The organism is Microbacterium sp. SL75 (assembly GCF_026625865.1).
Taxonomy (GTDB): domain Bacteria; phylum Actinomycetota; class Actinomycetes; order Actinomycetales; family Microbacteriaceae; genus Microbacterium.
On sequence record NZ_CP113067.1, the window covers coordinates 2,612,526 to 2,637,008 of the forward strand.

At 69.4% G+C, this 24,483-nt stretch carries 25 protein-coding genes and 1 tRNA gene; 15 read left to right on the forward strand and 11 right to left on the reverse strand.

The window, feature by feature from the left end; genetic code table 11:
- The first annotated feature begins 53 nt into the window (after positions 1-53).
- From OVA17_RS12280 to OVA17_RS12325, 10 genes are all read left to right on the forward strand, one after another.
- Positions 54-872 (forward strand): SGNH/GDSL hydrolase family protein, encoded by an 819-nt coding sequence (locus OVA17_RS12280; RefSeq protein ID WP_267786824.1) that lies wholly within the window; start codon positions 54-56, stop codon positions 870-872.
- A 213-nt stretch (positions 873-1,085) separates the two neighbouring features.
- Positions 1,086-1,886, forward strand: a complete 801-nt coding sequence (locus OVA17_RS12285) for a cytochrome c oxidase assembly protein (protein ID WP_267786825.1) — start codon at positions 1,086-1,088, stop codon at positions 1,884-1,886.
- A 31-nt stretch (positions 1,887-1,917) separates the two neighbouring features.
- Positions 1,918-2,595: an O-methyltransferase gene (locus tag OVA17_RS12290; protein WP_267786826.1), complete on the forward strand. Its 678-nt coding sequence runs from the start codon at positions 1,918-1,920 to the stop codon at positions 2,593-2,595.
- Between the two features lie 97 nt (positions 2,596-2,692).
- Positions 2,693-3,973 carry a phosphopyruvate hydratase gene (eno, locus tag OVA17_RS12295; protein WP_210074229.1) on the forward strand — a complete coding sequence of 427 codons (1,281 nt, stop codon included), beginning with the start codon at positions 2,693-2,695 and terminating at the stop codon, positions 3,971-3,973.
- Positions 3,974-4,145: 172 nt separating this feature from the next.
- Positions 4,146-4,763, forward strand: a complete 618-nt coding sequence (locus tag OVA17_RS12300) for an FtsB family cell division protein (protein ID WP_267786827.1) — start codon at positions 4,146-4,148, stop codon at positions 4,761-4,763.
- A gap of 45 nt (positions 4,764-4,808) precedes the next feature.
- Positions 4,809-5,327: a DUF501 domain-containing protein gene (locus tag OVA17_RS12305; RefSeq protein WP_267786828.1), complete on the forward strand. Its 519-nt coding sequence runs from the start codon at positions 4,809-4,811 to the stop codon at positions 5,325-5,327.
- Complete coding sequence (locus OVA17_RS12310; protein ID WP_267786830.1) at positions 5,324-6,679, forward strand: S8 family serine peptidase; 1,356 nt, start codon at positions 5,324-5,326, stop codon at positions 6,677-6,679. The genes OVA17_RS12305 and OVA17_RS12310 overlap by 4 nt, the downstream gene beginning before the upstream one ends.
- A gap of 8 nt (positions 6,680-6,687) precedes the next feature.
- Positions 6,688-8,079, forward strand: coding sequence for an NAD(P)/FAD-dependent oxidoreductase (locus OVA17_RS12315; protein ID WP_210074234.1), 1,392 nt, complete (start codon positions 6,688-6,690; stop codon positions 8,077-8,079).
- A gap of 193 nt (positions 8,080-8,272) precedes the next feature.
- Positions 8,273-8,345 (forward strand) — tRNA-Leu (locus OVA17_RS12320).
- A gap of 110 nt (positions 8,346-8,455) precedes the next feature.
- Entirely contained in the window at positions 8,456-9,025 is a 570-nt protein-coding gene (locus OVA17_RS12325) for a LemA family protein (RefSeq protein ID WP_115917600.1), read from the forward strand.
- 39 nt (positions 9,026-9,064) lie between these two features.
- Here OVA17_RS12325 and OVA17_RS12330 read toward each other — a convergent pair whose 3' ends face one another.
- Positions 9,065-10,306, reverse strand: a complete 1,242-nt coding sequence (locus OVA17_RS12330; protein WP_267786833.1) for a winged helix-turn-helix domain-containing protein — start codon at positions 10,304-10,306, stop codon at positions 9,065-9,067.
- 70 nt (positions 10,307-10,376) lie between these two features.
- Here OVA17_RS12330 and OVA17_RS12335 point away from each other — a divergent pair, with 70 nt between their 5' ends.
- A complete protein-coding gene (locus OVA17_RS12335) occupies positions 10,377-11,567 on the forward strand; it encodes an AI-2E family transporter (RefSeq protein ID WP_210074237.1) in 1,191 nt (396 codons plus the stop codon).
- Entirely contained in the window at positions 11,564-12,793 is a 1,230-nt protein-coding gene (ilvA, locus tag OVA17_RS12340) for a threonine ammonia-lyase (protein ID WP_210074239.1), read from the forward strand. Before OVA17_RS12335 ends, ilvA begins: the two co-directional genes overlap by 4 nt.
- A 133-nt stretch (positions 12,794-12,926) precedes the next feature.
- Here ilvA and greA read toward each other — a convergent pair whose 3' ends face one another.
- Together greA and OVA17_RS12350 are read right to left on the reverse strand one after the other, a co-directional pair.
- Entirely contained in the window at positions 12,927-13,418 is a 492-nt protein-coding gene (gene greA / locus OVA17_RS12345; protein WP_103210960.1) for a transcription elongation factor GreA, read from the reverse strand.
- A gap of 104 nt (positions 13,419-13,522) precedes the next feature.
- On the reverse strand, positions 13,523-13,918 hold the full coding sequence (locus tag OVA17_RS12350; protein ID WP_267786838.1) for a DUF4307 domain-containing protein: 396 nt from the start codon (positions 13,916-13,918) through the stop codon (positions 13,523-13,525).
- Positions 13,919-13,981: 63 nt separating this feature from the next.
- On the opposite strand from OVA17_RS12350, the gene OVA17_RS12355 reads away from it, so the two are divergent.
- Entirely contained in the window at positions 13,982-14,257 is a 276-nt protein-coding gene (locus tag OVA17_RS12355) for a hypothetical protein (RefSeq protein ID WP_210074243.1), read from the forward strand.
- A gap of 87 nt (positions 14,258-14,344) precedes the next feature.
- Here OVA17_RS12355 and trhA read toward each other — a convergent pair whose 3' ends face one another.
- A complete protein-coding gene (gene trhA / locus OVA17_RS12360) occupies positions 14,345-15,037 on the reverse strand; it encodes a PAQR family membrane homeostasis protein TrhA (protein ID WP_267789394.1) in 693 nt (230 codons plus the stop codon).
- A 164-nt stretch (positions 15,038-15,201) separates the two neighbouring features.
- On the opposite strand from trhA, the gene OVA17_RS12365 reads away from it, so the two are divergent.
- Together OVA17_RS12365 and OVA17_RS12370 are read left to right on the forward strand one after the other, a co-directional pair.
- Positions 15,202-15,975, forward strand: coding sequence for an isoprenyl transferase (locus OVA17_RS12365; RefSeq protein ID WP_267789395.1), 774 nt, complete (start codon positions 15,202-15,204; stop codon positions 15,973-15,975).
- Positions 15,976-16,180: 205 nt separating this feature from the next.
- Positions 16,181-17,542 carry a PhoH family protein gene (locus OVA17_RS12370; protein ID WP_373458864.1) on the forward strand — a complete coding sequence of 454 codons (1,362 nt, stop codon included), beginning with the start codon at positions 16,181-16,183 and terminating at the stop codon, positions 17,540-17,542.
- 386 nt (positions 17,543-17,928) lie between these two features.
- Here OVA17_RS12370 and OVA17_RS12375 read toward each other — a convergent pair whose 3' ends face one another.
- From OVA17_RS12375 to xseA, 7 genes are read right to left on the reverse strand one after another with little or no spacing between them, the layout of a single operon-like run.
- On the reverse strand, positions 17,929-18,585 hold the full coding sequence (locus OVA17_RS12375; RefSeq protein ID WP_210074244.1) for a response regulator transcription factor: 657 nt from the start codon (positions 18,583-18,585) through the stop codon (positions 17,929-17,931).
- A complete protein-coding gene (locus OVA17_RS12380; RefSeq protein WP_267786842.1) occupies positions 18,582-19,997 on the reverse strand; it encodes a sensor histidine kinase in 1,416 nt (471 codons plus the stop codon). Before OVA17_RS12380 ends, OVA17_RS12375 begins: the two co-directional genes overlap by 4 nt.
- 49 nt (positions 19,998-20,046) lie before the next feature.
- Positions 20,047-21,441 (reverse strand): class II fumarate hydratase, encoded by a 1,395-nt coding sequence (locus OVA17_RS12385; protein WP_267786843.1) that lies wholly within the window; start codon positions 21,439-21,441, stop codon positions 20,047-20,049.
- Between the two features lie 32 nt (positions 21,442-21,473).
- Positions 21,474-22,160 carry a carbonic anhydrase gene (locus OVA17_RS12390; RefSeq protein ID WP_373458863.1) on the reverse strand — a complete coding sequence of 229 codons (687 nt, stop codon included), beginning with the start codon at positions 22,158-22,160 and terminating at the stop codon, positions 21,474-21,476.
- The gene (locus OVA17_RS12395) at positions 22,157-22,789 is read right to left on the reverse strand and encodes a DUF4245 family protein (RefSeq protein WP_267786845.1); all 633 of its coding nucleotides are present in this window, start codon (positions 22,787-22,789) and stop codon (positions 22,157-22,159) included. The genes OVA17_RS12390 and OVA17_RS12395 overlap by 4 nt, the downstream gene beginning before the upstream one ends.
- A complete protein-coding gene (locus tag OVA17_RS12400; protein ID WP_210074251.1) occupies positions 22,789-23,016 on the reverse strand; it encodes an exodeoxyribonuclease VII small subunit in 228 nt (75 codons plus the stop codon). The genes OVA17_RS12395 and OVA17_RS12400 overlap by 1 nt, the downstream gene beginning before the upstream one ends.
- A 10-nt stretch (positions 23,017-23,026) precedes the next feature.
- On the reverse strand, positions 23,027-24,421 hold the full coding sequence (gene xseA, locus OVA17_RS12405) for an exodeoxyribonuclease VII large subunit (protein WP_267786846.1): 1,395 nt from the start codon (positions 24,419-24,421) through the stop codon (positions 23,027-23,029).
- Positions 24,422-24,483 lie beyond the last annotated feature (62 nt).

A 24,483-nucleotide genomic window follows, 5' to 3' on the forward strand; every position in this document is an offset into this window, starting at 1 on the left:
GAGCGTCACGGCCCGGCCACCCGGCGTTCACCACGGGCGGGTGTCATCGGAGGATGCGCGCGCGTCGACCGGTGACCCTGACCGCGGCGTCCGTGGTGGCGCTCGCCGGAGCGGGGGCGGTGGGACTGCGCACCCTCATCACCCGACAGGCCGCGATCGCCCGTCGCCGCATCGGCAAGCCCCTCGGCGAGCAGGCGCTCGATGCCGACCGGGTGTGGCGACGGAAGAAGCACCCGGGCGAGCCGGTCGAGCTGCTCGTGCTCGGTGACTCGATCGCCGCGGGGCTCGGCGCGGGCCACCGGCGCGACACGCTCGGGGCGCGGCTCGCCAAGGGCATCGCTCGAGAGGCAGGGCGACCGGTGCGCCTTCGCACCGCCGCGGTGGTCGGATCGGAGACCTCGGCCCTCGCTGCACAGGTGGCCTCGCTCCCCCCGGAGTATCGGCCGGATGCCGCCGTCATCGTCGTGGGCGGCAACGACGTGACGCACCGGATCCCGGCATCCCGTTCGGCGGGGCAGCTCGAACACGTCGTGCGCGACCTGCGCGCCCGCGGCGTGCCCGTCGTGGTCGGCACGTGCCCCGACCTCGGCACCCTGCGCGCGATCCCGCAGCCGCTGCGCGCGCTCGCCGCCCGGTCGTCTCGGCAGCTGGCCGCGGCCCAAGCGACCGCCGTTCACCGTGCGGGCGGCCGGGTGGTCGGGCTCGCGCGCGCAGTGGGGCCGGTGTTCGCGGAGCGCCCCGACGAGATGTTCAGCGTCGACCGCTTCCACCCCAGCGCCCTCGGGTACCGCCGAACGGCGGAGTCGCTGCTACCCGCCGTGCTGGCAGCACTCGAGCAGGCCCGGGCGCCGGAGGACGCCGGCCGCGGCTGACCTGCCCGGGGCGTGCCGAACTCCTGAGTCGCGCATCGGACGCGCGGCCCCCGCGTGCGCGCCCGGCCGCCGAGGCGCCGCGCGCGGCGGAGTCTCCGGAGTTCGGCCCGCCCCAATCCCCGGCAGACGCATAGCTCTCGGATCTACCGTTCTTCCACGCCTCCCATCGAAGTCTTCCTCAGCACCTGGCGCGCCGATCCGATCACGCTCGGCGTGCTCTTCGTCGCATCCTCGGCCTATCTCCTCGGGGTTCGGCGCGTTCGCCGTCGCGGGCAGCCGTGGCCGGTGCTGCGCACGGTCGGTTTCTTCGCTCTCGGATTGCTGCCCTACGCGGTGATCGAGCTCGGGTTCCTCGGCGTCTACTCGTCGGAGCTGCGCTGGGCGTTCTCGACGCGCGTCGCCCTGCTCATCTTCGCGATCCCCGCAGGCATCGCCGCCGGGCGCCCGCTCGATCTCGTCCCGTCGCGCCTCCGGGAGCGCTTCCTCGCCTCGCGCCTGACGCGGGTCTTCGGCAACGCCATGGTCGCCACGGTCGTGATCGCCGCGGTGTTCTGCCTGTTCTTGACGCCGCTCGCCGGCATCCTGCGCGTGAATCCCGTCGTGGAGGCGTCGCTCGGGATCGTCGTGCCCCTCGTCGGGCTCGCGATGGTGCTGCCGATGATGGCTCTCGGCGCCGTCCACACGGGCACGTTCATCGCGATCGAATTCCTGCTCGCGTTCGTCGAGCTGCTCATCGACTCCGTCCCCGGGCTTCTCCTCCGGCTCAATGACAACGTGCTGGATCTGGTTCCGGATGCCGCGCGATCGGTGTCGTGGTGGCCGTCACTGCTGCACGACCAGCACCTCGCGGGCGACATGATCTGGTTCATCGCCGAGTTCGCCGACGTGCCGATCCTCGTCATCCTCATGATCCGGTGGATGCGCAGCGACCGTGTGGAAGCGAAGGGCTTCGACGACCTCTCCGACGAGGAATACGACGAGATGACCCGCGCGCATCTGCGCGGAGAGCGTTGACCGACTCCTCTCACGCCGTCAGGCTGGGGGAGTGCCCACCCCCGAAGACGTCGACGCCTTCCTGACCGAGACCCTGGTCGGGGCGGACCCCGCGGGAGAGTCCGTTCTCGCGGCCCAGCACGACGCGGGATTGCCGGCGATCGAGGTCGCCCCCGTGAACGCGAAGTTCCTGCATCTGCTCACACGCATCGCCGGTGCACGCCGCGTGCTCGAGATCGGCACGCTGGGCGGATACTCCACGCTCTGGTTCGCGCGGGCCGTGGGGGCGCAGGGGCGGGTCGTGACGATCGAGGCCGAGCAGGCGAACGCCGAGATCGCGCAGCGCAACCTCGAACGAACCGGCGTCGCGGACCGGGTCGAGGTCCTCGTGGGTCGCGGTGCCGACGTTCTGCCGACGCTGCAGGGCCGGGAGCCCTTCGACCTCGTCTTCATCGACGCCGACAAGGAGTCGAACGAGCTGTACCTCGACTGGGCCGCACGTCTCGGGCGGTCGGGAACGGTCGTCGTGCTCGACAACGTCGTGCGCGGGGGCGACGTCGCCGACGCCGACACGGTCGATGCCAAGGTTCGGGGCGCTCGCCGCGGCATCCTCATGCTCGGTTCCGATCCCCGCTTCGACGCCACGGCGCTGCAGACCCTCGATCGCAAAGGGTGGGACGGGATCGCCCTCGCCATCGTGGTGGATCCGGCGGAGACCGACTCGGATTGACACAGCGGCTCACGAGTGTCTGAGCCGGTCACTAGACTCGACCACGGACCGATGTCGCTCCGCCCCCTCCCACTCAAGAACCAACGAGGAGTCCTTCGTGGCACTTATCGAGGCTGTCAACGCGCGCGAGATTCTGGATTCGCGCGGTAACCCGACCGTCGAGGTGGAGGTGCTCCTCGACGACGGAATCGTCCAGCGGGCCGCTGTCCCCTCCGGCGCGTCCACCGGAGCGTTCGAGGCCTACGAGCTGCGCGACGGCGACAAGAGCCGCTACAGCGGCAAGGGCGTCCTCAAGGCCGTCGCCGCGGTCGTCGATGAGCTCGGCCCCGCCATCGAGGGCGTCGAGGCCAGCGAGCAGCGCATCATCGACGAGATCCTCATCGAGACCGACGGCACCGAGAACAAGTCGCGCACCGGCGCCAACGCCATCCTGGGCGTCTCGCTGGCCGTCGCCAAGGCCGCCGCCGACAGCGCCGACCTTCCCCTGTTCCGCTACCTGGGCGGTCCCAACGCGCACCTGCTGCCCGTTCCGCTGTTCAACGTCATCAACGGTGGCGAGCACGCCGACAACGGCATCGACTTCCAGGAGTTCTTCCTGGCCCCCATCGGAGCCGAGACGTATGGCGAGTCCCTCCGCTGGGGTACCGAGGTCTACCACGTCCTCAAGGGCGAACTGAAGTCCGCGGGGTACAACACCGGACTCGGCGACGAGGGCGGCTTCGCCCCCGACCTGCCCAGCAACCGCGAGGGCCTCGACTTCCTGATCCGCGCGATCGAGAAGGCCGGCTTCACCCCGGGCAAGGACATCGCCGTCGGCCTCGACGTCGCCGCAACCGAGTTCTACAAGGACGGCGTCTACACCGTCGAGGGCAAGGAGTGGAGCGTCGACACCCTCGTCGACTACTTCGCCGATCTCGTCGCGAACTTCCCGATCGTCACCATCGAAGACGCCCTCGCCGAGGACGACTGGGACGGCTGGAAGAAGCTGACGGATGCCATCGGCTCCAAGGTGCAGCTCGTCGGTGACGACCTGTTCGTCACCAACCCGAAGCGCCTGCAGCAGGGCATCGACCTCGGCGTCGCCAACTCGCTGCTGGTCAAGGTCAACCAGATCGGCACGCTGTCCGAGACGCTCGATGCCATCTCGCTGGCGACCCGCTCGGGCTACACCTCGATGCTGTCGCACCGCTCGGGCGAGACCGAAGACACCACGATCGCCGACCTCGCCGTCGCCGTCAACGCCGGCCAGATCAAGACCGGCGCCCCCGCGCGCAGCGAGCGCGTCGCCAAGTACAACCAGCTGCTCCGCATCGAGGAAGACCTCGGCGACGCCGCGGTCTTCGCGGGCCGCTCGGCGTTCCCCCGTTTCAAGGGCTGATCGTCTGACACACGAAGAGGGGGAGCCGGCTGGCTCCCCCTCTTCCGTCGTTCCGCTCCCTTTTGGCTGAGCGGACGCCGAGCCCCCGGCGCGTCCCCGGGAGCCCTTATCGCCGCGACGTAGAATCGCCTGCGGTTCGAGATCCGATCCGGGTGACGAGGGAAGGGATGCCGTGCAGCGACCGACACTGCCTCCTCGACGCCCCGTGGCATCCGAGGCCCCGAAGGCGGCGAAGAAGACCCCGAAGAGCGCGCCGAAGACGACGACCCGACCGGTGCGCTCCTCGGCCCGGCCGACTGTCGAGGAACGCCGCGTCGACGTGCGCGAGTGGCTCGGACGCGTCCGCATCTCGGGTTTCGTCGTGATCATGCTCGGGCTCGTGGTGCTGGGCACCTTCGTGCTCGTGCCGACCGTGGGCACCTACATGGACCAGCGTCAGCAGATCCAGGCGCTCCGCAGTGCCGTGCAGCTGAGCCAGTCCGAGGTCGCCGATCTGCAGACGCAGCGCGACCGGTGGTCCGACCCCGCGTACATCCGGACGCAGGCGCGCGAGCGCCTCGGCTACACCTTTCCCGGCGAGGTCGTCTACCTGATCGACAACGACCTTCCGGCTTCAGCAACCCCTCAGGAGCAGGACGACGTCAGCGGCGACGTGGGCCAGACCCGCACCGACTGGATGGCGCAGCTCGTGCGCTCGCTCACATCGTCGGCGGCGACACCCGTTGCGGTTCCCGATGTCACGGTCGGCGTTCCCGACCCGACGCCCGTGCCGGACGCACCGGCGGGCTGACGCGGGCTCGGCGGGCTGTCGGAGACGCCGGGTACCCTGGAGGCGATGACTACCGCAACGCTCCCTCCCGCCTCCGACGCCGACGTGGCCGTGCTTCGATCCCAGCTCGGCCGTGTTCCGCGCGGAGTCGTGGGAATCGCTGCGCGCTGCGTGTGCGGCAATCCGACGGTGGTGGCGACCTCGCCGCGGCTCGACGACGGCAGTCCGTTCCCCACCTTTTACTACCTCACCCACCCCGCCGCGACTGCCGCGATGTCGGTGCTCGAGGCGGGCCACGTCATGAAGGAGTTCTCGGACGAGCTCGCCGAGGACGAAGAGCTGCAGCAGCAGTACTTCGCGGCGCACGAGGCGTACCTCCGCGACCGCGCCGCCTACGGCGAGCCCGAGGAGATCGCGGGCATCTCGGCCGGGGGCATGCCCACGCGCGTGAAGTGCCTGCACGCTCTCGCGGGTCACGCGCTGGCGGCGGGCCCCGGCGTCAACCCGATCGGCGACCGCGCCCTCGCGCGCGGCACCTGGTCGCCCGAGCGGTGCCAGTGCGAAAGCCCCGGGACAGGCGGATGAAGCGCGTCGCCGCCGCCGTGGCATCCGTCATCGTGATGACGCTGCTGTGCGGCGCGACGGCGATGCCCGCGATGGCCACGACGGTTCCCGCATCGGCCTCGCCCCAGGCACCGACGAACCCCGTGCCGGAGGATCCCACGGACTCGGTCCGTGCCGGCGAGTACTGGATCGACCAGTACGGCGTGCGCGAGGCATGGAAGACCACCCGCGGCGCAGGCCAGAAGATCGCGGTCATCGACACCGGTATCGGACGCGGTCCCGCCGAGTTCAACGGGGCGGTCGTCGGCGGAACCGACGTGTCGGGCGTGGGGGCCTCCGATGGACGCACCCCGGTGGGGGCGGTCGACGCCAACCACGGCAGCTGGGTGGGCTCGCTCGCCGCAGCCCGCGGGACCGGCAACGGCCGCGGCATGATCGGCGTCGCGCCCGAGGCCGAGCTGCTGTCGATCTCGGTCGGCTTCGGAGCCTCGAGCGCGAAACCCTTCACGGACCAGATCGCGGATGCCATCCGCTGGGCGGTCGACAACGGTGCGACCGTCATCAACATGTCGTTGACGACGAACACTCTCGACTGGGACACCAGCTGGGACACGGCGTTCGAGTACGCCTTCGACCACGACGTGGTGATCGTGGTGGCCGCCGGCAACCGGGGGAGCGGCACCGACCGCGTGGGGGCCCCGGCTACCATCCCCGGCGTGCTGGCCGTCGGCGGCGTCGATCCGACCGGCGCGGCGAGCAATGACGCGTCGACCCAGGGCATCACGATCGGTCTCTCCGCCCCGAGCGAGCGGCTCATCGGCGTCTCGGCGGACGGTTCGCTGGTGCAGTGGAACGGTACGAGCGGCGCGGCTCCCATCGTCGCCGGTATCGCGGCCCTCGTTCGCGCCGCGCATCCCGGAATGGATGCCAACAACGTCCTGAACCGCCTGATCCAGACGGCGAAGCCGGCTGCCGGCGCCTCGGCTCGTCCCGACAAGCTGTACGGCTACGGCCTGGTGGATGCCGCGGCCGCGGTGTCGGCGCGGGTCGAGACCGTATCGGAGAACCCGCTCGGAAGCTTGAAGGAATGGATCCGTCTGTATCGACGTGCGGATTCGCAGCCCTCGCCGGAGCCGACCTCGACGCCGGTGGTCATCCCGCCGCTCCCGCCCGTCGAGGCGGCGCCCGCTGCGGGCTCGCCCCTGCTGCCGTCTCGCGATAGCGTGCTCTACGGGTCGCTGCCGCTCGGTGCTGCCACACTGGCCGCTATAATGATTGCGCTCGGTGTCACTGCTGCTGCCCGGCGAATCCGACAGGCGCGCGCCTCCCGCGAGCCGAGCCGCACCACAAACGAGGAGTCCCTCACATCGTGACCACAAACGTGCCCAGAATCCTCATCGTCGGTGGGGGCTATGCAGGTTTCTACACCGCCTGGAAGCTCGAGAAGCTGCTCGGCCGAGGCGAGGCCGAAGTCACGCTCGTCGACCCGCTGCCGTACATGACGTACCAGCCCTTCCTCCCCGAGGTCGCTGCGGGCGAGATCGAGCCCCGCCACGTCGTGGTCGGCCTCCGCCGCCACCTCAAGCGCACCACGGTCATCGCGGGCAAGGTCACGGGCATCTCGCACGCCACCAAGACCGCGACGATCACGCCGATCGCCGGTGACGACACCTTCGAGCAGAGCTACGACCACATCGTCGTCACCGCCGGTGCTGTCTCGCGCACCTTCCCGATCCCCGGCATCGCCGACAACGCGATCGGGCTCAAGACCATCGAAGAGGCCGTTGCGATCCGTGACCGCCTCACGTCGAACTTCGACAAGGCGTCGGTCCTTCCCGCCGGTCCGGAGCGCGACCGTCTGCTGACCGTCGTCGTCGTCGGTGGCGGCTTCGCCGGTATCGAGGTCTTCGCCGAGCTTCGCGCCTACGCGTCTTCGCTGCTCAAGCAGTACCCGACGCTGGCATTCGATGACACGCACTTCCACCTCATCGAAGCCATGGGCCGCATCATGCCCGAGGTCTCGCAGAAGACGAGCGAGTGGGTTCTCGCCGACCTCGCGAAGAAGGGTGCCTTCGTGCACCTCGACACGCAGGTCAAGGGTGCCGTCGATGGCGTCGTCGAGCTGTCGACGGGCGAGAACCTGCCGACCGACCTGATCATCTGGACCGCCGGCGTCATGGCCAACCCCACGGTCGTCCGCGGCAGCGACCTGCCCGTCGAGGAGCGCGGTCGCATCCGCACCCGCCCCGACCTGCGTGTCGGTACCGATGAAGAGATCGTCGAGGGAGCCTGGGCCGCCGGTGACGTGTCGGCCGTGCCCGATCTGTCGGGTGGCGGCGTGGGCGGCTTCTGCGTTCCGAACGCTCAGCACGCGGTCCGCCAGGGCAAGCTCATGGCGAAGAACCTCGTGGCCGTGCTCCGCGGCGAGGAGCCCAAGGAGTACAACCACAAGAACCTCGGCGCCGTCGCCGGCCTGGGTCTGTACAACGGCGCGTTCCAGTCGGGCAACATCGCCCTGACCGGTCTGATCGCCTGGTTCGCACACCGCGGCTACCACGGTCTCGCCATGCCCACGTGGGAGCGCAAGTTCCGCGTGATCGGCGACTGGATGCAGAACTTCGTCCACGGCCGCGAGGTCGTGTCGCTCGAGGCCGTGCAGAAGCCTCGCGCCGCGTTCGAGGAGTTCGCCGCTCGCCCGCGTCCGGCGGCCCCCGCCGCCGAGACGCCCGCAGCGCCGGCTGAGAAGAAGGCGGAGCCCGTCGCGGCCAAGTAAGACTGTCCGTTCCGAGACCCTCGCGCCCTTCCGGGTGCGGGGGTCTCGGCGTTCCCGGGGCGTCGGGTGCCGTCGTGCGGAGCCCGGGACCGCGAGGCCGGGCGTTGGCATCGGCGGTCGACGTGTCTTCGCTGTTCTCCGCGGGACGGTCGACGGTCGGCGGGCGACACCCGCGATACGGTGGAGGGCACGGGCCCCCGTAGCCCAATGGCAGAGGCAGGCGACTTAAAATCGCTTCAGTGTGGGTTCGAGTCCCACCGGGGGTACCCATCTCCTCTTGCGTGCGCATCGCCTGGGAGTACCTGTCTCCACCCGTAACGCGGCGCGACCCGCCGTTACAATGGAGGGCAATCTTCCGAACGGAGTGTGGGGACTTATGTGGGAGTGGCTCGTACCGGTCATCGTGATCGTCGGCATTCTGGTCATCGCTGGCATCTACCTGTGGGCCACCTACAACAGCCTCGTCGCGCTCAATGTGCGCGTCGACGAGGCGTGGAGCGACATCACGGTTCAGCTCAAACGTCGCGCCGACCTGCTGCCGAACTTGATCGAGACGGTGAAGGGCTACGCGGCGCACGAGAAGGCCGTGTTCGAGAACGTCACGCGCGCTCGGGCCGAGACGCTGTCGGCGCAGAGCCCCGCCGAAGCCGGGGTCGCTGAAGGACACATGCAGCAGGCGCTGAAGTCGCTGTTCGCAGTCGCCGAGGCGTACCCGCAGCTCCAGGCGAGCCAGAACTTCCTGCAGCTCCAGCACTCGATCGTCGACACCGAGGACAAGATCCAGGCATCGCGCCGGTTCTACAACGGCGGCGTACGCGAGTTGAACACCAAGATCAAGGTGTTCCCGAACAACCTCTTCGCCCGTCAGCTCGGCTTCCACGAGCGGGAGTTCTTCGAGGTCATCGACGGCGCAGCGATCGCCGAACCGCCACGCGTGCAGTTCTGAGTCGACGCGCCCCCTCCGCTTCGGCAGAGGGGGCGCGTTTCAGTTGACGCGACCGTCGGGGTGTTCGTGCCGCTCGGCGCGCAGGGCCCCGGCCAGATCTTCCGCCGCGTCGCCCCACCGCGAGACCGTGACGCGGTCGAGGCCCTGCCAGCGCGCCGCCGTGAGCAGCTCCGCGGCGAGGCGCTCGGCGGCGTTCGACGGCGCCCCGCGCTCCCACCACGCGGACTGAACGCGCAGAGCGCGTGACGCGCGGTCGGCCTTGAGATCGATGCGTCCCACGATGTCGTCTCCCACGAGGACGGGCAGCGAGTAGTAGCCGAAGCGGCGTTGCGGCGCGGGGGTGTAGATCTCGATGCGGTAGTCGAAGTCGAACAGCCGCTCGGCGCGGTCGCGGAACCACACCACGGGGTCGAACGGGGTGAGGATGGCTGCGGCATCGACCTTGCGCGGCCGGGCGGCGTCGCGGTGCAGCCATGCCTTGGCCGGTGGACCGGCGACCTGCCAGCCCTCGACAGAGACGGGGATGAGCTCGCCGGCGTCGACCAGATCGCGGATGCCGGCCATCACCGCCGGTCGATCGCGGATGCGCCAGTAGTCGGCGAGGTCGGCCGCCGTGGCGACGCCGTACGCGATGGCGGCGCGACGCACGAGCTCTCTGATCGCCTCGGCGCGGGGAACGGAGGTCTCGAGCGCCGCCGGTGGAAGGACATCGGAGACGAGGGCGTAGCGCCGCTCGAAGCCGCGTCGGCCGGCGATGGCGACATCGCCGAACAACCAGAGGCGCTCCAGGCCGTTCTTGACGTCGTCCCACCCCCACCAGGAGCCGCGAGAGCCGCTGCGGGCGTCGTGTTCGATCTCGGCGGGACGGAGTGGACCGCGGTCGGCCAGCTCGTCGCGCAACCACCGCAGAAGCGGCTGGTTCGCCTCGGCCCACGCGTCGCGCTCGTACTTGGCCCGGAGCTCGTCCCGACGGAACTGCAGCAGGGGCCAGTCGTCGACCGAGACGAGGGATGCCACGTGCGCCCAGGATTCGACCCATTTCGGCCTGCGCGAGAAGGCGAGCTTGTCGAGCAGTGCGGGGTCGTAGGGGCCCAACCGCGCGAACAGGGGCATGTAGTGCGAGCGGGAGAAGACGTTGACGGAGTCGATCTGCAGGATGCGCATGCGCTGCAGCGCACCGGTGATCTGACGCGTTCCCACCGTGTCGGGGCGCGGCCGGGCGAAGCCCTGAGCTGCCAGGGCGATGCGGCGAGCGTCGGCGCGGCGGAGCGTCGTGGTCATGCGTTTCACCGTACCCACACCCTCCGACATCGCCGCCAGAGCGCAGTCGGCGCGGCGGTAGGCTGGCGGGATGAGCGGAACCGGTCCCGACGAGCGAGGGTCCTTCCTCGACGCCCTCAAGCGGCGCACCGTGTCGAGTGACCTGCAGCCGCCCGTCCCACCGGGTCTGCGGCAGGCGACAGCGTACGCGTGGCGGTTGCTGGTGATCGCCGCGGCGCTCGCGGTGGTGATCTTCGTCGTTATCCAGCTGAAGCTGCTGGTGATCCCGCTGCTGGTCGCCGTGCTGATCTCGGCACTGGTGTGGCCCGGGTTCTCTTTCCTGCTGCGGCACCGCTGGCCGAAGTGGCTCGCCATCATCGTCACGGTGCTGGGCACGCTCGCGATCATCGCGGGTCTGGTGTGGGTCGCCGTGTGGCAGATCTCGCGGCAGTTCGGGTCGGTGCGCAAGCAGACCGAGGCATCCGTCCAGCAATTCCGCGAGTACTTGATCAGCGGCCCCCTGCATCTGAGCGCTCAGCAGATCGACGACGGGCTCACGCGGGCGGGGACCTTCCTGCAGCAGCAGGGCGAGGTCATTTGGACCGGGGCCCTCACGATCGGCTCCACCATCGGGCACGTCGCGACCGGCGTGCTGTTGACGCTCTTCATCCTGCTGTGCCTGCTCGCCGACGGGGGCGGCATCTGGCGGTGGACGACGCGCCTCTTCCCGCGCGCCGCCCGACCAGCGGTCGACGGTGCAGGTCGCGCCGGCTGGCGGACCATCAAGAGCTACGCCCGCACCCAACTGCTCGTCGCGACGATCGACGCGATCGGCATCGGTCTCGGCGCCTTCCTGCTCGGCGTGCCCCTGTCGATCCCGATCGGTGTGCTCGTCTTCCTCGGCGCGTTCATCCCGTTCGTCGGCGCGGTCGCGACCGGGGCGCTCGCGGTCTTCATCGCCCTCGTCTACAACGGCCCGCTCATCGCCCTGTTCATGCTCATCGTCGTCCTCGGGGTACAGCAGTTCGAGAGCCATGTGCTCCACCCGATCCTGATGGGCTCGGCCGTCAAGGTGCACCCTCTCGCGGTGGTGCTCGTCGTCGCAGGAGGCGCGATGATCGGCGGCATCGCCGGCGCCCTGTTCGCGGTTCCCCTCGCCGCATTCGTCAACGTCGTCGCCGTCTACCTCAGCACGAAAGCGTGGAAGCGCGACGGTGAGACCCTGGCATCCCCGGATCTGATCTGGCGGACCGTCCCGCGCGAGCGCGGAAGGAGATCATGAACGACACTCCCACCCTGGCCGAGTTCGAGGATGCCGCGCAGAACCTGCGCGGCATCATCACGCGAACGCCCCTCGACGAGTCGCTGCACCTGACCGAGCTCCTCGGTGTGCCGGTCAACCTCAAGCTCGAGAACCTGCAGCGCACCGGATCGTTCAAGATCCGCGGAGCGACCTACCGCCTGTCCCGTCTCACCGAGGAGGAGCGGGCGCGCGGGGTCGTCGCAGCGTCCGCGGGTAACCACGCGCAGGGCGTGGCGCTCGCCGCGCAGCAGCTCGGTATCGCAGCCACGATCTTCATGCCCCTGGGTGTTCCGGTCCCCAAGCTCCTCGCCACGCGCGGATACGGTGCCGAGGTGATCCTCGAGGGCGCGACCGTCGAGACGCCGCTGCGCCTCGCCGCCGAGTTCGCCGAGCGCACGGGTGCCGTGCTCATCCACCCCTTCGACCACCGCGACATCGTCGTGGGGCAGGGGACCCTGGGCCTCGAGCTCGTCGAGGACATGCCCGATCTCGAGACGGTCATCGTAGGCATCGGCGGGGGAGGGCTCGCCGCGGGAGTCGCCGCCGCCGTGAAGGCGCGTGCCGCAGCCGAGGGCCGAGCGGTGCGCATCATCGGCGTGCAGGCGCACAACTCCGCCGCCTACCCCTCGTCGCTCGCCGCGGGGTATCCGATGCAGGTCGAGACCACCCCGACGATCGCCGACGGCATCGCGGTCGCCCGCCCCGGCGACCTGCCGTTCGAACTCATCCGGCAGTACGTCGACGAGGTCGTGACCGTCACCGAGGACGACATCGCCCGCGCGCTGCTCGTGCTCCTCGAGCGCGCCAAGCAGGTCGTCGAGCCCGCCGGAGCCGTGGGCGTGGCGGCGATCCTCGCCGGCAAGGTGAAGGCCAGCGGCCCCACGGTGACGATCCTCTCGGGCGGCAACATCGACCCCCTCCTGTTGCAGCGGGTCGTGGCGCACGGGCTCTCGGCATCCGGTCGCTACATGTCGCTGCGGATCCCGCTGCCCGACCGCCCGGGCCAGCTCGCCCGGGTATCGGAACTGCTCGCAGGCGTCGGCGCGAACGTCATCGAGGTGCTGCACACCCGCCACGGACAGGGCCTGCAGATCAGCGAGGTGATTCTCCAGCTCAGCGTCGAGACACGCGGTGAGGAGCATCGGGCGCTGGTGATCGCGACGCTCGAGAACGCCGGGTTCATCGCGACCGTCGTTCCGAACTGACGCGTCAGGGCCTCGACCGGGAGGCTGGTCGAGGCCCGTCCAGCGTGGTCGCACGGCCCCGGCCGCGGCGGTCCGGAAACATCGCGAGCCGCCCACCCCGGCAGCGGGGGAGCGGCTCGCGAACGAAGGCGGGTTACTGACCCGAGTAGGTCTCGACCTTGACGACCTCGACCTGGATCTCTTTCCCATTGGGCGCGGTGTACGAGCCCTTGTCGCCCTCTTTGAGGCCCATGACGGCCGTGCCGAGAGGCGAGGCCTCGCTATAGACGTCGAGCTCGGAGTTGGCCGCGATCTCGCGGTTGCCGAGCAGGAACTTCTCTTCGCCGCCGGCGACGATCGCCGTGACGACGGTGCCCGACTCGACCACGCCGTGGCTCTCGGGGGCCTCGCCGACCTTGGCGTCTTTCAAGAGAGCCTGGAGGGTGCGGATGCGCGCCTCCTGCTTGCCCTGCTCGTCTTTCGCGGCGTGGTAACCGCCGTTCTCCTTGAGGTCACCCTCTTCGCGCGCGGCCTCGATGCGCTTCGCGATCTCTTCGCGGCCCGTGGTCGAGAGGTGCTCCAGCTCGCTGTGGAGGCGGTCGTAGGCGTCTTGCGTGAGGAACGTCACCTGAGCGTCGTTGGACACGGGTACTCCTTCGTCGAGGCGCTGACGGCGGTGTCTGCAGCCGTCGGCGGGGGATATGTCGAACGCCCCGGCATCGAGCCGGGGCGCGTCGTGATTCCGCGAGTTTACGGCACCCAACAGGCGTTGACAAAACCTGTGGTCGCCAACGACAGGGTCGGAATCGTTTCCGTGAAGGCGCGAGATGCGTCGTCGGATGCCGGGTACTGCACCACCCTCCAGCCCACGGTGCCGTGGTCCTCGTCGCGGGCCTCGAGGGCGCACGCGACCGGTTCTCCCACGGGGGCGGTGATCTGGAAGCTGCTCGAGACGGTCTTGTCGTCGATGACGGTGAAGCCGGTGTCGGTGGCGGTCACCGAGGCGGCGCTGTTCGTGAACGTCGTATAGCCGAGATACCCGATGGCGCCGAGGGCGAGCACCGCGACGATCGCCCAGCCGACGATGCGTCGCCGGGGCGAACGCGTACGCCCGTACCGGTCGTCGAGCAGGGCTTGCGTCGTCATGGTCTCCCCGGGCTTTAGGCTGGAGTACCAGGCTACGCGCTTCCGTCCGGACCGAAGGACTCCATGCACTCCGTGATCGTCGCTCTCGCGACCACACCCTCCCCGGTCGTCACGCCCGACGAATCGATCGTCACCCCCGGGCCGCTCGGCTTCGCCGCGATCGCTTTCATCGGTATCGCGGTATTCCTCCTGGTATGGGACATGCTGCGTCGCATCCGCCGCGGTCGTTACCGCGAAGAGGTCAACGCCGAACTGGATGCCGAAGAACAGGCGCGCGCGGCTCAGGACGCCACCACGACCGACGACCAGGACATCGACCCGGCCGCTCCCCGCAACTGACTACCGGCCGTGAGGGGGCGGCATCCGGTATCGGTCGCCCGATGTCGACGTGTCGTGCCGAGGGCCTGAGCAGCCGCGTCGAGTCGTTCAGCCTCCGTGGTACGCCGGAGCGAGAGCGATGAGCAGGCACGCCGTCCAGTGGCAGAGAAACGCCAGCACGGTGCACACGTGGAAGATCTCGTGGAAGCCGAAGTGCCCGGGCCAGGGGTTGGGCTTCTTGAGCGCGTAGACGATCGCACCCCCGGTGTAGAGCAGGCCGCCCACGACGACCAGCACCATCATCGCGACGTTCGCCGCGAGCAGGTCGCCCAGATACATCACGGCCGCCCACCCGAGCGCGAGATAGAGCGCGACGTAGAGCCAGCGCGGCGCGTTGATCCAGAAGACGCGGAACAGGATGCCGAGGATCGCCCCGCCCCACACGATCGATAGCAGCAGCACGGTCTTCTGCGTCGGGAGAGCCAGCACGGCGAGGGGCGTGTAGGTCCCCGCGATCAGCAGCAGGATGTTCGCGTGGTCGATGCGCTTGAGCACCGCGAGGGTCCGGGGCTTCCAATGGAAGCGGTGGTACAGCGCCGAGTTGCCGAACAGCAGCATCGACGTGGCCATGAACACGGCTGCGGCCCACTTGCCCGCGGTCCCGTGCGCCAGGGCGATCAGCACGATGCCGCCGGCGATCGCGACGGGGAAGGTCGCGGCGTGGATCCAGCCGCGCCAGGTGGGCTTGAGATCGGCCTGCGCGCCCACGGCGCCCGCTTCCAGAAGGGGGAGCTGGGGCATGTCGGGGCCATCTGCGGGGGGCGAGCTCGTCACGACTCCGACCCTACGTCTGCGAGCATGCTTCGCGCGGAACATGGGGAATCCGCTCACCGTTCCCCCAGGGAGGATGACCCGTTTCCGAGGTCGAGGCAGCCTCGACGCGGTAGCGTAGGCGCGTGGCGCGCATGCGGAAGAACGAGGGGCGGGGACCGCTCTACCGTCTCTACATCTCGCGCCTTCGCCGTCGCATGCCGGCCACCGTGCCGCACCACGTCGCCATGATGATCGACGGCAACCGCCGGTGGGCGCGTCAGCTGGGCTTCGACAGCGCGGCGCACGGTCATCGGGCCGGCGCCGCGAAGATGCACGAGTTCCTCCGCTGGTGCGACGACCTCGGTATCGAGGTCGTGTCGCTGTACCTGCTGTCGAACGACAATCTGGTCAAGCGCGACAGCCAGGAGCTGCAGGATCTGCTCGAGATCATCGCCGAACTCGCCGCCGAACTGTCGCACGAGCCGAATTGGCGGGTCAAGCACGTGGGGCGGGCCGAGGGGCTGCCCACCGAGCTCGCCGAGGTGCTGCACGAGGCCACGGAGCGCACGCGCGGCCACGACGGACTGCACGTGAATCTCGCCGTCGGCTATGGCGGGCGTAGCGAGATCGTGGATGCCGTGCGCTCGATCATCGCGAAGCACGACCAGTCGGGCGGGTCTCTCGAGGAACTCGCCGCGAGCCTCACGCCCGAGCAGATCGGGGAGCACCTGTACACGGGGGGACAGGCCGATCCCGACCTCGTGATCCGCACCTCCGGTGAGCAGCGCCTCAGCGACTTCCTGCTCTGGCAGTCGGCGCACTCGGAGTTCTACTTCGTCGAGGCGCTCGGCCCCGACCTGCGCGAGGTGGACTTCCTCCGCGCGATCCGCGACTTCGCGGCGCGCGATCGCCGCTTCGGACAGTAAACGATCTCGACGACGGGATCGGCGTGAACATGCTGTTTACGAACTCGTCACTTTCGCGGCGTGTTAACGACCCCGGGTGGTGTCGACGGGCCGTACGGTGATCTCATCGGACACGGAGTCCGGTCGAGTCGACCTTCGGATCGCGACTCGTGACCCACAGGTCGACTCGTGAAAACCGGGTGAACACCCGGGTCGGGAGTGGGTTGTGACTGCACGAGCACCGTACGACCAGCATCACGTCGTCGAGAGCACCGAGTCCGAAGCGGGAGTCGATCAGGCCCTGCGCACGTACGTCCTGGACACCTCCGTCCTGCTGAGCGATCCGCGGGCGTTCTTCCGCTTCGCGGAGAACTCGGTGGTGATCCCCGTCGTGGTGATCACCGAGCTCGAGGGAAAACGTCACGACCCCGAGATCGGGTATTTCGCCCGCCAGGCGCTCCGTCACCTCGACGAACTCCGAATCGAGCACGGCCGCCTGGACTTCCCCGTCCCGGTCGGCACCGGTGGCACCCTTCGCGTCGAGCTGAACAACACCGACCAGCAGGTACTGCCCTCGGGCATGCGCACGGGTGGCAACGACAGCCGCATCCTGGCCGTCGCGATGAACCTCGCCCAGGACGGCGCCGAGGTCACCGTGGTGTCGAAGGACCTCCCGATGCGGGTGAAGGCGGCATCCCTCGGACTGAGTACCGAGGAGTATCTCGCCGAGCAGGCCATGGATTCCGGTTGGACCGGAATCGCGTCGATCGATCTATCGGGCGACGAGATCTCCGATCTCTACGAGACCGAGGTCGGCGTCAGCGAGGTGGTGAAGGGCCTGCCGATCAACACCGGACTCGTCATCCACTCCGAGCGCGGCTCGGCGCTCGGCCGTGTCACCGGCAAGGGGGAGTACCGCCTTGTGCGCGGCGATCGCGACGCCTTCGGACTGCACGGCCGGTCCGCCGAGCAGCGCATCGCCCTCGACCTGCTTCTCGACCCCGAGGTGGGCATCGTCTCGCTCGGGGGTCGTGCCGGTACCGGCAAGTCGGCGCTGGCGCTGTGCGCCGCCCTCGAGGCCGTGCTGGAGCGTCAGCAGCAGAAGAAGATCATCGTCTTCCGACCGCTGTTCGCCGTGGGCGGGCAGGAGCTGGGTTACCTTCCCGGCGATCAGGCCGAGAAGATGGGTCCCTGGGGCCAGGCGGTCTTCGACACCCTCGGCTCGGTCGTGTCGGGCAACGTCCTCGAAGAGGTGCTCGCGCGGGGTCTGCTCGAGGTTCTCCCGCTCACGCATATCCGCGGTCGTTCGTTGCATGATGCTTTCGTCATCGTCGACGAGGCGCAGTCTCTCGAGCGGAACGTCCTGCTCACCGTGCTCAGCCGCATCGGCCAGAACTCGCGCGTGGTGCTCACGCATGACGTCGGGCAGCGCGACAACCTGCGCGTCGGTCGCCACGACGGTGTCGCCTCGGTGATCGAGACGCTGAAGGGCCACGGCCTCTTCGGGCACGTGACGCTCACGCGGTCCGAGCGTTCGGCCATCGCCGCCCTCGTGACGGAGCTGCTGGAGGCGGGCGAGCTGTCGTAACGGTCACGGAAGAGGGGCCGGGATGCCGTGGCATCCCGGCCCCTCTTCCGTGATGTGGGAGCGACACGGGCATGCCCGGGTCGAAGCGGTTTGCGTTCGCGCTCAGAACGGCGGGGTAGGCATCGTTCGACCAGGCAAATCCGGGTGCGGCGGCGCTGGCGCCTTGATGAGAGGGTTCTCATTTTGGGCTCTCCGCCTTCTCACGATGGCCCGTCAGAGTAGAGCCATCGACGAGGGAGACCTCGTCACCCGCCTCGGCGGTTCCCCCAGGAAAAACACGAGAACGTCACGTGCAGGTCACCGCTCTTCGGGTGAGTCGGAAGACCACAGTGAGCGTCTCCCCAAAACCCCCGGTTCCCCCGCCGGGGGTTTTCGGGTTGTACGCGTCATTCCCAGCGATAACCCGCGCCGCGCACGGTGACGATATGGGATTGGCCGATCTTGGCCCTCAGATAGCGCACGTACACGTCGACGACGTTCGACGAGGGGTCGAAGTCCATTCCCCACACGCGGCTCAAGAGCTGCTCACGGCTGAGCACCTGACCGGCATGGCGGATGAACTCCTCGGCCAACGAGAACTCCCTCGCGCTGAGATCGATCTCCCGGCTGCCGACGGTGGCCCGCCGGGCGAGCACGTCGAGCGAGACGTCACCATGTGCCACGGTCATCGGGCCGACGGTGACGGGTTCTCGCATGCGCGAACGCACCCGGGCGAGGAGCTCGTCGAACTTGAACGGCTTGGCGACGTAGTCGTTTGCGCCGGCGTCGAGCCCGTCGACCGTATCGCGCGTGCTCGTGCGGGCGGTGAGCATGATGACGGGGATCTGCGAGCCCTGCCCACGGAGGCTCCGCAGCACCTCGAAGCCGTCCATCGTCGGTAGGCCGACGTCGAGCAGGACGAGGTCGATGTCGCCTGACAGGGCGGTGTCGAGAGCCTCGGCGCCGTCGGAGATGATGAGGGTCTGATACCCGGCGGCCTCCAGCCCCTTCGAGACGAACGCCGAGATGCGTTCCTCGTCTTCTGCGATGAGGATGCGTGTCATCCGGTGGCCTCTCTCTGCATGACGACGTCACCGGCGCGCACGGGCGTCGGAAGCTCAGCGGGGGACTGCGCCCCGGTCACGGGGATGTGCAGGGCGACCGTCGCGCCGCCGCCGGGGGTGTCACCGACGGTGCAGTGCCCGTCGTGTGCCTTGGCGATGGCATCCACGATGGACAACCCCAGCCCCGACCCGTCTACCCCGCGCCCCGTCGACAGGCGGTCGAAGCGGCGGAACACGCGGTGGCGGGCGGCGGGGGGAATGCCGGGGCCGTGATCGCGCACCCACAGGTGCGCCGTGACGTCGTCGGCGGTGCTGCCGATCTCGATCGGGGTGCCCTCGGGGGTGTACTTCGCCGCGTTGTCGGCGAGCTGCAGCCAGGCCTGCACGAGGCGATCTGCGTCGCCGTGGATGCGAACACGTGCGCGCTGCTCGACGGTCCACGTGTGCCCCGGGATCGCGCCCGCGAGTTCCGCGACGCGGTCGGTGAGGGCTCCCACATCGATGACCGCGGCCTCGAGCGCTCCGCTCTCGACATCGGCCAGGGTGTCGATGTCGTCGACGAGCCGGGCGAGGCGGTCGAGTTCGGCGATACCGAGGTCACGCGTCTCGGTCACGTCGTGGGGGTCGGCCGGGTCCATCATCTCGAGGTGGCCCCGGACGATCGTGATGGGGGTCTTCAGCTCGTGCCGCACGTCGTCGAGCAATTGCCGCTGCGCGTCCACGGACATCGCCAGTCGATCGAGCATCGAGTTGACCGAGGTCGTCAGGTCGGAGATCTCATCGTTGCCGTGCGCGCGCAAGCGCATGCCGAGGTCGTCGATGGTGATGGCGTCGGTGGTGTCGCGCAGGCGCCGGAGGGGAGAGAACAGGCGCCCCGTGACGAACCAGCCGGCGACGGCGACCAGCAGCAGCACCACGAGCCCCGAGACCCCGTAGGTGAGCGTCGAGAGCGTCACCAGTTCCATGCGCTGGTCGATGGAGATGACCTGGACGGCGACTCCGTCTCGCGTCTGCACCGCGGCATACAGCACGGGTCCGTGGGTGCTGTCGACGCGGCCCCGGTCGTTGCCAAGACTGATCTCATCGGCGAGGGATGCCACGAGTGCGGCGTCGTCGCCGATCGACAGCCCCGGTGGGGACGGCGTACTCGCGAGTACTCGACCCCCGTCGAGCGCCACGGTGCCGTCGGTCCGGCCGGGAACGGCCGCGGCGACGAGCGTGGCGGCATCCTGGCTGCTCGTCGACAGGGTCGAGACGAATCCGTCGAGCTGGCGCTCGGCGTTGGCCACGACGCGCTCGCTCTGCACGAGGAACGTCACGCCGCCGGCGATGATCATGCCGAGCAGCACGACGCCGAGGATGGCGCCGAGGAAGCGCACGCGCGTCGAGACGGGTCTCGTCGTGCGGCTCATCCTCTGATTATGGCGCGCCTCGGCGTCGTGGTTGTGCGGGTGGGGGTGATCAGCCCGGGTGGGTCATCGACAGCAGGTCGAGTTTGGCGTCGAGAACCTCTTCGGTGATCTCGCCGCGCTCGACGTAGCCGAGGTCGACGACCGCCTCGCGTACCGTGATGCCCTTGGCGACCGCGTGCTTCGCGATCTTCGCCGCGGCCTCGTAACCGATGACCTTGTTCAGCGGGGTGACGATCGAGGGGGACATGCCCGCGAACGCCTCGGCGCGCGCGACGTTGGCCTCGAGACCGTCGATGGTCTTGTCGGCGAGGACCCGCATGGCGTTCGAGAGCAGACGGATGGACTCCAGGAGCGCGGTGCCCATCACCGGGATGGCGACGTTGAGCTCGAACGAGCCCGAGGCGCCCGCCCATGCGACGGTCGCGTCGTTGCCGATGACCCGCGCGCACACCATGAGCGTCGCCTCGGGGACGACCGGGTTGACCTTGCCGGGCATGATCGAGGAGCCCGGCTGCAGGTCGGGGATGTGCAGCTCGCCCAGACCGGTGTTGGGGCCGGAGCCCATCCAGCGGATGTCGTTGTTGATCTTGGTCAGCGAGACCGCGATCGTGCGGAGGGCGCCGGATGCCTCGACGAGACCGTCGCGGTTCGCCTGGGCCTCGAAGTGGTCCTCGGCCTCGGTGATGGGCAGCTGGGTCTCGGCCGCGAGCAGCTCGATGACCTTCTGCGGGAAGCCGAGGGGCGTGTTGATGCCGGTGCCGACCGCCGTGCCGCCGAGGGGGACCTCGCCGACGCGGGGGAGCACGGACTCGACGCGCTCGATGCCGAGGCGCATCTGGCGGGCGTAGCCGCCGAACTCCTGGCCGAGGGTGACGGGGGTGGCGTCCATGAGGTGGGTGCGGCCCGACTTCACGATGCCCTTCCACGCCTCGGCCTTGGTCTCGAGCGCCGCCGACAGGTGCTGGAGCGCCGGGATGAGGTCTGTGATGAGCGCCTGGGTGACGGCGATGTGCACCGAGGTGGGGAAGACGTCGTTCGACGACTGCGAGGCGTTGACGTGGTCGTTGGGGTGGACCGTGTCGCCGAGGATACGGGTGGCCAGCGTCGCGAGCACCTCGTTCATGTTCATGTTCGAGGAGGTTCCGCTGCCGGTCTGGTAGGTGTCGACCGGGAAATGTGCGTCGTGCGTGCCGGTGATGACCTCGTCGGCGGCCTGGGCGATGGCATCCGCGATGTTTCCGTCGAGGGTGCCGAGCTCTTTGTTGGCGAGGGCGGCGGCCTTCTTGATGCGCGCGAGGGCGGCGATCTGCGTCGACTCGAGGCCCGAGCCCGAGATGGGGAAGTTCTCGACCGCGCGCTGCGTCTGCGCGGCGTAGAGGGCGTCCTTGGGTACCCGCACCTCACCCATGGTGTCGTGTTCGATGCGGTACTCGATGTCGGTCACGTCGTCGTTCCTCCGGGTCGTTCGTTCGGTTGTCAGATGCGGGCGTCTTCGACCCGAGGGTCGTCGACGCGGGGGTCGTCGACATCGCCCACGATGACGACGGGGAAGGCTTCGCCCTCATCGAGGCGATAGTTGGCGCCGACGACGGCGGTACGACCCTCGGCCACGGCTTCGCTGATCAGCTCGGACGCGCGCAGCAACTCGCCCACCGTGTGACGGAGGTGCTCGCGGCCCACGAGTTCTGGGTCGACGACGTCGGGGAGGTGGCCGTCCACGGCGGAGGCTCGCTGGACGCGGCGGACGGCCGGGACGATGGGCGCGATCTGCCGCCAGATGTAAGCGGGGAGGGTCGGGGCGTCGACGCCCGTGCTCTCGATGGCCGCGCCCACCGCCCCGCAGGCGTCGTGCGCGAGCACCACGATGAGGGGAACCTCGAGCACGCCCACGGCGTACTCGAGGCTGCCGATCACCGAGTCGGAGATGACCTGACCGGCGTTTCGCACGACGAAGAGATCGCCGAGGCCCTCGTCGAAGATGATCTCGGCCGCGAGGCGCGAGTCGGAGCACCCGAAGAGTGCGGCCGTCGGATGCTGCGAGCTCGCGAGCTCGGTGCGACGTTCGACGTCTTGGCGCGGGTGCGCGGGGGCGCCGGAGACGAAGCGCTCGTTGCCCTCCACCATCTGCTGCCAGACCTGACGGGGAGTCATGCGCTCGCTCACGGAATCTCTCTCAACTGCTCGATCTGAGACGTGACGGACGAGGCCGCCAACGCTGCGGTCTCGGGGGCGGCGTCGCCGTAGACGAGAACGTAGTCGGGCCCGGCCGGGGTGGCGAGGGCATAGTCGATGTTCCCGGTGCCGGAGGGATTCGACGGGCGGTACACGTTCCACGTGATGCCGTCGATCTCTGTGGTCTCGGTGCTACGGGTGCCGTCGAGCACCTGAGCGACCCACGTCTCGTCGGCCTCGAAACCCTGCGCGACGCGGAGGAAACCGCTCTCGCCCGAGCGAACGTAGACCATGGTCCACGCCTCGGTGCCGCCGACGCCCTCGGTGCTCGCCTGGTTGACGCGCCACCCGGCGCCGAGGGAGGGGGAGAGCACCGGTCGACCCAGGTCGCTCTGCATCTCGGACGCGAGGGCCGAGACGTCGATGTCGGGGCGGGGGGCCGGCTCGCCGCGAGGGACGGCCGCGACCACGATCAGCACCACACCGACGGTGACGATGAGCGCCGCGATCAGATTGCGGAAGGTCTTGCTGGAGCGGTACCGACGCGAGGACTCGGCCTTGCGGTCGGCCGCCTCTTGCGGGGTCTCGGGTCGGCCGAGGTGGGCGACGACGCGAGCCATCAGTCGTCACCCTCGCCGCGGGCGGCGTCGAGGCGACGCTTCGCGCCGAGCAGCCATTCCTCGCAGCGGGCGTAGAGCTTCTCGCCGCGTTCCCACAGTGCGAGCGACTCTTCGAGGGTCGGGGCGCCCTGCTCGAGCTCGGCGACCACGCGCACGAGTTCGTCGCGGGCCTGCTCGAACGACAGGTTCGCGACGTCGACGGCGGGGCCGGGGGTCGTCGCGGTCATGGCATCCATTCTAGGCGCGCCCCGCCGACACCCCGTCGCCGGGTGCCTCGTCGTCGAGCGGACGATCGACGGATGCCGAGGATTCGGCCGGCTCCGCGCTCTCACGGCTGCGGGTCGCGGCTCCGTGGGCGACGGCGTCGGGGACGCCGCCCTCCGAGCGGGCGGTCAGCGTTCCTTCTTCGATCGTGAGTCGCAGGGCGGTGCCGGCGGGTGCCTGGGCCGCGTCTCGCAGGACCGAGCCGTCGGGCAGCTGGGCGATCGCGTAGCCGCGGGCGAGCGTCGCCAACGGCGAGAGCGCGCGCAACCCCGCGCCCAGTTCGCTCGTGCGCCGCCGCTCGGCCTCGATGCGGCGGTCGACGATGTCGCGCCCGCGGTTCGAGAGCATCCACAGCTCCTGGGCGCGGGAGGTGAGCATGGAATGGGGAGTGCGCAGGGCCGGTCGCGAACGAATCTGCTCGAGCTGCGCGATGTCGTGCAGCACGCGTTGGGTGAGACGCCCCGTGAGCCGGGCGCGCAGCTGCGAGACGAGCGCCCGCTGCTCGCTCACGTCGGGCACCACGCGCTTGGCGGCGTCGGTGGGCGTCGAGGCGCGCACGTCCGCGACCTCGTCGAGGAGCGGCCGGTCGTTCTCGTGCCCGATGGCGCTGACGACGGGAGTGGATGCCGCGGCCACCGCGCGCAGCAAGCGCTCGTCGCTGAAACCGAGCAGCGTTTGCGGGTCTCCGCCGCCGCGAGCGATCACGATCACGTCGACCTCGGGGTCGGCATCCAGGATCTTCAGGGCCGCGAGGGTCTCGGGGACGCACCGGTCGCCCTGGACGGCGGCGTGCTGGGTGCGAAAGCGCACGCGAGGCCAGCGGAGCTCGGCGTTTCGGTGGACGTCCTTTTCGGCGTCGGAGTTCTCGCCCGTGATGAGACCGATGCAGTGGGGGAGGAACGGCAGCTTCTTCTTGCGCACCGGGTCGAACAGGCCCTCGGAGCGCAGCTGGACACGGAGGCGCTCCAAGCGCTCGAGCTGTTCTCCGAGCCCCACGTGCCGCATCGCCGAGATCGCGAACGAGAAATCGCCGGTGCGGGGGAAGTAGTCGGCCTTCACGCACGCGACGACGTGGTCGCCCACCTTCAGGTCTTTCGGCAAGCGGTTGAGGGTGCTCGACCAGATGCGGAAAGCGACCGTCGACTCGGTGCCGAGGTCTTTGAGGCGCCCGAAGACGTTGCCACCGCGGCGGTTGAACGAGGTGATCTCGCCCTCGACCCAGACCGAGCCCCAGCGCTCGATGAAGCCGCGGATCGTGTCGTTCAGTCGCGACACCGACGTGGGGGCGTCGGTGCTCGAGTCGCGGGGGTGCACGCTGTCGGCGGGCGGGGCCTGGCCCGCGATGGTCTCGGGCTGAAACGAAGTCATGGTCTCCGGAGGGTCGAGGGGGGCGGTTCGGCCGGTGTTCAGGGGCGTCCCGGTAGAATCGA

Bases quoted from the DNA above. Each gene is read 5' to 3' on its own strand.
- OVA17_RS12280 (WP_267786824.1), top strand. From the start codon at position 54: ATGCGCGCGCGTCGACCGGTGACCCTGACCGCGGCGTCCGTGGTGGCG.
- OVA17_RS12305 (WP_267786828.1), top strand. From the start codon at position 4,809: ATGACTACCGCAACGCTCCCTCCCGCCTCCGACGCCGACGTGGCCGTG.
- OVA17_RS12310 (WP_267786830.1), top strand. From the start codon at position 5,324: ATGAAGCGCGTCGCCGCCGCCGTGGCATCCGTCATCGTGATGACGCTG.
- OVA17_RS12325 (WP_115917600.1), top strand. From the start codon at position 8,456: ATGTGGGAGTGGCTCGTACCGGTCATCGTGATCGTCGGCATTCTGGTC.
- OVA17_RS12330 (WP_267786833.1), bottom strand. From the start codon at position 10,306: ATGACCACGACGCTCCGCCGCGCCGACGCTCGCCGCATCGCCCTGGCA.
- OVA17_RS12335 (WP_210074237.1), top strand. From the start codon at position 10,377: ATGAGCGGAACCGGTCCCGACGAGCGAGGGTCCTTCCTCGACGCCCTC.
- ilvA (WP_210074239.1), top strand. From the start codon at position 11,564: ATGAACGACACTCCCACCCTGGCCGAGTTCGAGGATGCCGCGCAGAAC.
- OVA17_RS12350 (WP_267786838.1), bottom strand. From the start codon at position 13,918: ATGACGACGCAAGCCCTGCTCGACGACCGGTACGGGCGTACGCGTTCG.
- OVA17_RS12355 (WP_210074243.1), top strand. From the start codon at position 13,982: ATGCACTCCGTGATCGTCGCTCTCGCGACCACACCCTCCCCGGTCGTC.
- trhA (WP_267789394.1), bottom strand. From the start codon at position 15,037: ATGCCCCAGCTCCCCCTTCTGGAAGCGGGCGCCGTGGGCGCGCAGGCC.
- OVA17_RS12365 (WP_267789395.1), top strand. From the start codon at position 15,202: ATGCGGAAGAACGAGGGGCGGGGACCGCTCTACCGTCTCTACATCTCG.
- OVA17_RS12375 (WP_210074244.1), bottom strand. From the start codon at position 18,585: ATGACACGCATCCTCATCGCAGAAGACGAGGAACGCATCTCGGCGTTC.
- OVA17_RS12380 (WP_267786842.1), bottom strand. From the start codon at position 19,997: ATGAGCCGCACGACGAGACCCGTCTCGACGCGCGTGCGCTTCCTCGGC.
- OVA17_RS12395 (WP_267786845.1), bottom strand. From the start codon at position 22,789: ATGGCTCGCGTCGTCGCCCACCTCGGCCGACCCGAGACCCCGCAAGAG.
- OVA17_RS12400 (WP_210074251.1), bottom strand. From the start codon at position 23,016: ATGACCGCGACGACCCCCGGCCCCGCCGTCGACGTCGCGAACCTGTCG.
- xseA (WP_267786846.1), bottom strand. From the start codon at position 24,421: ATGACTTCGTTTCAGCCCGAGACCATCGCGGGCCAGGCCCCGCCCGCC.